This is a genomic window from Mesorhizobium sp. M0830 (assembly GCF_040319965.1).
Lineage (GTDB): Bacteria > Pseudomonadota > Alphaproteobacteria > Rhizobiales > Rhizobiaceae > Mesorhizobium.
This window is the reverse complement of record NZ_JAMYOR010000120.1, coordinates 1-4,723: the sequence shown is the minus strand read 5'-3', so window position 1 is coordinate 4,723 and position 4,723 is coordinate 1. Positions and strand designations below refer to the sequence as shown.

Annotated in this window: 5 protein-coding genes and 1 pseudogene; 4 read left to right on the top strand and 2 right to left on the bottom strand. The window is 63.7% G+C overall.

The features are described 5' to 3' along the window. Positions 1–77: 77 nt before the first annotated feature. The 3 genes and pseudogenes from NKI20_RS33315 to NKI20_RS33305 all read left to right on the top strand — a co-directional run. Positions 78–737 (top strand): annotated as a pseudogene (locus NKI20_RS33315) (ATP-binding cassette domain-containing protein); the annotation flags it as partial. Beyond that, positions 734–1,522, top strand: a complete 789-nt coding sequence (locus tag NKI20_RS33310) for an ABC transporter ATP-binding protein (RefSeq protein WP_352838206.1) — start codon at positions 734–736, stop codon at positions 1,520–1,522. The pseudogene NKI20_RS33315 and the gene NKI20_RS33310, both read left to right, overlap by 4 nt. Further along, positions 1,519–2,025, top strand: a complete 507-nt coding sequence (locus NKI20_RS33305; protein ID WP_023760845.1) for an L-2-amino-thiazoline-4-carboxylic acid hydrolase — start codon at positions 1,519–1,521, stop codon at positions 2,023–2,025. Before NKI20_RS33310 ends, NKI20_RS33305 begins: the two co-directional genes overlap by 4 nt. Positions 2,026–2,299: 274 nt before the next feature. Here NKI20_RS33305 and NKI20_RS33300 read toward each other — a convergent pair whose 3' ends face one another. Together NKI20_RS33300 and NKI20_RS33295 are read right to left on the bottom strand one after the other, a co-directional pair. Next, positions 2,300–2,911, bottom strand: coding sequence for an NAD(P)-dependent oxidoreductase (locus tag NKI20_RS33300; protein ID WP_352604452.1), 612 nt, complete (start codon positions 2,909–2,911; stop codon positions 2,300–2,302). 35 nt (positions 2,912–2,946) lie between these two features. Then, positions 2,947–3,585 (bottom strand): DsbA family protein, encoded by a 639-nt coding sequence (locus NKI20_RS33295; protein ID WP_352838204.1) that lies wholly within the window; start codon positions 3,583–3,585, stop codon positions 2,947–2,949. A 125-nt stretch (positions 3,586–3,710) separates the two neighbouring features. Here NKI20_RS33295 and NKI20_RS33290 point away from each other — a divergent pair, with 125 nt between their 5' ends. Next, the gene (locus tag NKI20_RS33290) at positions 3,711–4,628 is read left to right on the top strand and encodes a LysR family transcriptional regulator (protein ID WP_352838203.1); all 918 of its coding nucleotides are present in this window, start codon (positions 3,711–3,713) and stop codon (positions 4,626–4,628) included. Positions 4,629–4,723 lie beyond the last annotated feature (95 nt).

Here is a 4,723-nt window from a genome sequence, read left to right as displayed (position 1 = left end):
GTCAATCCGAGCCGACCAAGAGACCGATCCTCCCTCAATCAGATGGCCTTCATATATGAATAACTTTCCCCGGACAGTCCTGCCTTGAGGGGGAGATGTCCGGCAGGACAGAGGGGGGCCTCGTAGAGCGCGAAGTCCGAAAGTCTCCCTTCAAACAGAGCTACATACCCCTCCCCGGTCGCGACATCGGCTTCGTCTTCCAGGACCCGTCCGCCAGCCTCGACCCTGTGATGACCATCGGCAAACAAATCGCCGAAGTCGCGCGCACCCATCTCGGCCTCACATGGCCGCAGGCCTATGCGAATGCAAAGCACCTGCTCGAACGCGTCCGCCTGCCGGACCCGGAGTCGGCCTTGCAAGCCTTCCCGCATCAGCTTTCGGGTGGCCAGAAGCAGCGTATCGCGATCGCCGCCGCCATTGCGGCCGGACCGAAATTGCTGATCGCCGACGAGGCGACCAGCGCGCTCGACACCATCGTACAGGCGGAGATCGTCGCTTTGATCCGGCGCCTGGTGGCCGAGGACGGCATGACGCTGCTGTTCATCAGCCATGACATCGCGCTCGCGGCCGAGCTTGCGGAGCGCATCGCCGTTTTCCGGCATGGCCGGTTGGTCGAGCTTGGCACGACGGCGCAGATTATCAATGCACCTAGCCAAGCCTACACGCGCGCGCTGCTCGACGCCCATATCGGGCTCGACGCCAAGCCATTGCTGAACCGAGCCGAGCTCCAGACATGAGCCTGCTGACGGTGTCCAACCTCACCAAACGCTACCGTCGCGACAAAAAGGCCATCGCTGCCATCGACGATGTCTCCTTTCACATCGACCCCGGCGAGACGCTGGCGCTGGCCGGGCCTTCCGGCAGCGGCAAGTCGACCATCGCGCGGCTAGTGCTGCGGCTGATCGAGCCGGACGCTGGCCGCATCGACTTCGAAGGCAATGATTTCCTGGCTTTGAGCGGGGCTGCGCTGAGAGCGCGTCGCGCACGCCTGCAGATGGTATTCCAGGATCCGCTGGCAGCCTTCAACCCGCGCGCCACGGTGGCGCGTGTGCTCGATGATCCCTTGCGCATCCACCGCATCGCCTCACGCTCCGAACGCCCGCGCCGCGTTGCCGAATTGCTGGAGCGTGTCGGGCTGACCGCCGACCTCGCCACACGCGCCATCCATGAGATCTCCGGTGGCCAACGGCAGCGCGTAGCCATTGCGCGCGCGATCGCGACGAAGCCGTCGCTGATCGTGCTCGACGAGGCGGTCTCGGCGCTCGACGTTTCGGTGCGCGGACAGATCCTCGATCTTTTGCTGGACCTGCAACGGCAGGAACGGATTGCCTATCTCTTCATTTCACATGATCTCGGCGTCATCAGAGCGATCGCCCACCGCGTCGTCCTTCTCGACGCCGGCCAGGTTGCCGAGAGCGGCGATGCCCGAACCGTCATCGACGCGCCGCAATCGGCCATCGGCAAGGCGCTGGTGGCCGCGGTGCCAAGACTCAACCGTATCATTCGACAGGACCCGACATGACCGATCCCGAAGCCAGAGCCGAGAAACTGTCGCGCGAACTCGATTCCGCTTTTCGCAACCGAGCCGATCTCTACCGGCTGTTGCTCGAGGAACTGAGTGGAGAACTGGGCGCCGACAAAGCCGAAGCGATCATGATCCGCGCCATCGAACAACGCGGCAAGGAAGTGGCGGCAGCCGCCTTCGCCGGCTTCGGCCCCAATGACGCGCGCGCGATCGGCGAAGCCTTCCTGGCCGTCAGTCCAGACGGCGGCCGCATGTATCCGACCGATGTCGAACGCAGCGACGACCGCATCGCCTTCAAGGTGAAACGCTGCCCGCTGAAGGATGCCTGGGTCGAAGCCGGAGTTGGTGACCAAAGGCTTGCCACGCTCTGTCGCATAGCCGGCGCCTTCGACCGCGGCCTGTTCGAGGCGACCGGCGTTCGTTTTGACAATGTCACCTGGACACCGGGCCACGGCTCCGGCTGCTGTCATATCGCGCTGACAGACAGGGATGCCGGATAGCTCAGTAGGCGCGCTACACCGACAGCCGGCCGGCTTCGATTTCGACGGCGGCCAAGCCGGTCAAGGAGGTCGATCCGTCCTATCAGGGATGACTGCGCAAGCGCGAACCCGACCTGATCAGTGGGGAACGCGCTTTGTCGAACGCCGCCGCGAGGAACCGAGATAGGACGGTCTTGTCATACGGAAAGTTACTGGCGCGTCGGCGTGCGCGAAGCGCTGACGCGGCTGGCGTCGACCGGCCTCGATTGAGACTCGGCCGCCGCTACCCGTTCGATCAATAGCCGACGGTGAAGCGCTGCCTGATATGGGCCGGCTTCTCGATCTCGTCGACCACGGCGATGGCATAGTCCTCGAACGAAATACTGCTGCCCTTGTCGGAGGCGAGAAGCGTGTCCTTGCCGAGGCGGAATGTGCCGGTGCGCTCGCCCGGGACGAACATGGCGGATGGCGACAAGAACGTCCAATCGAGGTCGCCGACCGTCTTCAATCTGTCCAGGAAGTCGGCGCCCTTCTGCGCTTCGGCCTTATAGATCGCCGGGAATTCGGGGGTATCGACCAGCCGCTTGCCGGGCGCGACTTCGAGACTGCCAGCGCCGCCGACGATGAGATAGCGCTTCACTCCCGAGGCACGCACCGCCGCAATCAGCGTGTCGGCGTCGCTGTCGAGAAAATGCACCGAACTGATCGCCACATCATGGCCGCGGATCAGGTCAGCGAGACCTTCCTTATCGAAGACATCGCCTTTCCTGGCGATCACGCCTGGGAGTGCGGCGATCTTTTCCGGGTTGCGCGCAATGCCGGTGACGGTGTGGCCGCGATCGGAGAGTTCTTTGAGAAGGCGCGAACCGACTGCGCCCGATGCACCAATGAGAGCGACTTTTGCCATGTCTTTTCAGTTTCCTTGTTGAGGTTTGCTGGGGATCAGGCCGCCGCGATATGGGCAACGAGATTGTCGAAGCTGCCGAACAGTGCGTTCGAACCGATGAGCCGGGGCGCATCGTTGCGGATGACCACGAGGGAAGGCACGCCATCGGCATGCAGGCGCTGGAACAGCGAGCGGCCTCGGCCGACCAGCTCGCGGTGGGTCGTCAGCAATGTTTCGGTCGGCGCCTTGAGCATCTCAGCGGCGTCCGCCATGCCGGCGGCGGCGAGCACTTCGGCCACACCGCTGGTCGTCACGACATCGCTGCCGTCGACATAGCGCGCCCGCTGGATCGTCTTCAGCGCGGCAAGCCGGCGGCTGGGATTCTCCAGGCCGGCGGCGCTGATGCCGAGCGTGGCGGCATGCGAATCGAGCAGCGTGCCGCGAATGTCGAGGACTTTGTGCCGATAGGCCTGCGTGAACAATTGTCCGGTCAGGCGCTCGATGCGCTGATCGTTCGCCCAGGCATGGGCGGCAAAACCTTCATCCATCGGACGCGCGCCGGCGCCGGAGAACAGGCCGGTCGGCAGCAGCTCGACGCGCACGCCGCTGGCAGACAATCTGTCCAGCATCGGGGTGGCGCCATAGCACCAACCGCAAAGCGGATCGAACAGATAGGTCACTTCTGAATTGCTCATGATCGCCATCCTCGGTCCGGCTGCGGGCGAATGCCCCTTGGCTCACATGTGGCAGACGAAGGTCTTGCGAAAAATAGCGCTCAATAATACAAACTGTCTGATCCAATCATACAAAGACTGCCGCCTTGGCCGAACTTCTGAACCTCAATCGGCTCGCCTACTTCACCACGGTGATGGAAACCGGTTCGTTCACCGCGGCGGCCGACCGGCTTGGCGTCGCCAAGGCCGTGGTCAGCCACCAGATCGGCAAGCTCGAGGAGGAATTGGGCGCAACGCTGCTGCAGCGCACGACACGGCGTGTCACGCCGACCGAAGAAGGCCGCCTGTTCTATGACCGCGCGATGATTATCCTGAGGGAAGCAGAGGCGGCCTATGGCGAAATCTCGCAAGGGGCGATCGAACCGAGCGGAACGCTGAGGCTGACCGCGCCGCTCGACTACGGCGCCAAGATGGTGGCCCCGGTCATGGCGGCCTATCTCAGGGCCTTTCCGCATATGCGCGTCGATGCGATCTTCGACGACGCGGTGAGCAATCTGGTGGACGAGCAGATCGATCTCGGCATTCGCGTCGGCTGGCTTACCGATTCCTCGAACCAGGCGCGGCGCCTGGGCACGATACGGCAGACCGTAGTGGCAAGCCCTGGTTTCGCGGCGCGCATGCCGCCCGACATGACGCCGCGCCAGTCAAGATCGCTGGCCTGGGTCGGCAACGCCCAGTTGCGCGGCATCGGCCAATGGCTTTTTTCCAGGGATGCTGAAACGGTGCTGACCGAACTCAATCCGATCATCATGTGTGACAAGAGCCCCGCTGCCCTGGCTTGCGTGCTGGCCGGAATCGGGCTCGGCATATTTCCGGATTACAGCGTCAACGACGATATCGCCGAGGGGCGGCTGGTGCCGGTGTTTGCCGACTGGAGCTTACCGACAGGCGGCATCCACGCCGTCTTTCCACCGGCCCGGTTCCGGCCCGCCAAGGTGCGCGCCTTCGTCGATCTTCTCGCGGCGGCCGAGAGAAAGCGATCACGCGGCGTCGCCATGGCGTGAGGCCTTTAGTCTAGACGTCATGTTCCGAGGCCTGAGATCGGTGGCCCGCCCTTTCGTGCGATTAAGAGACGAGGGTTGCTCGGATAGGCCGAGCC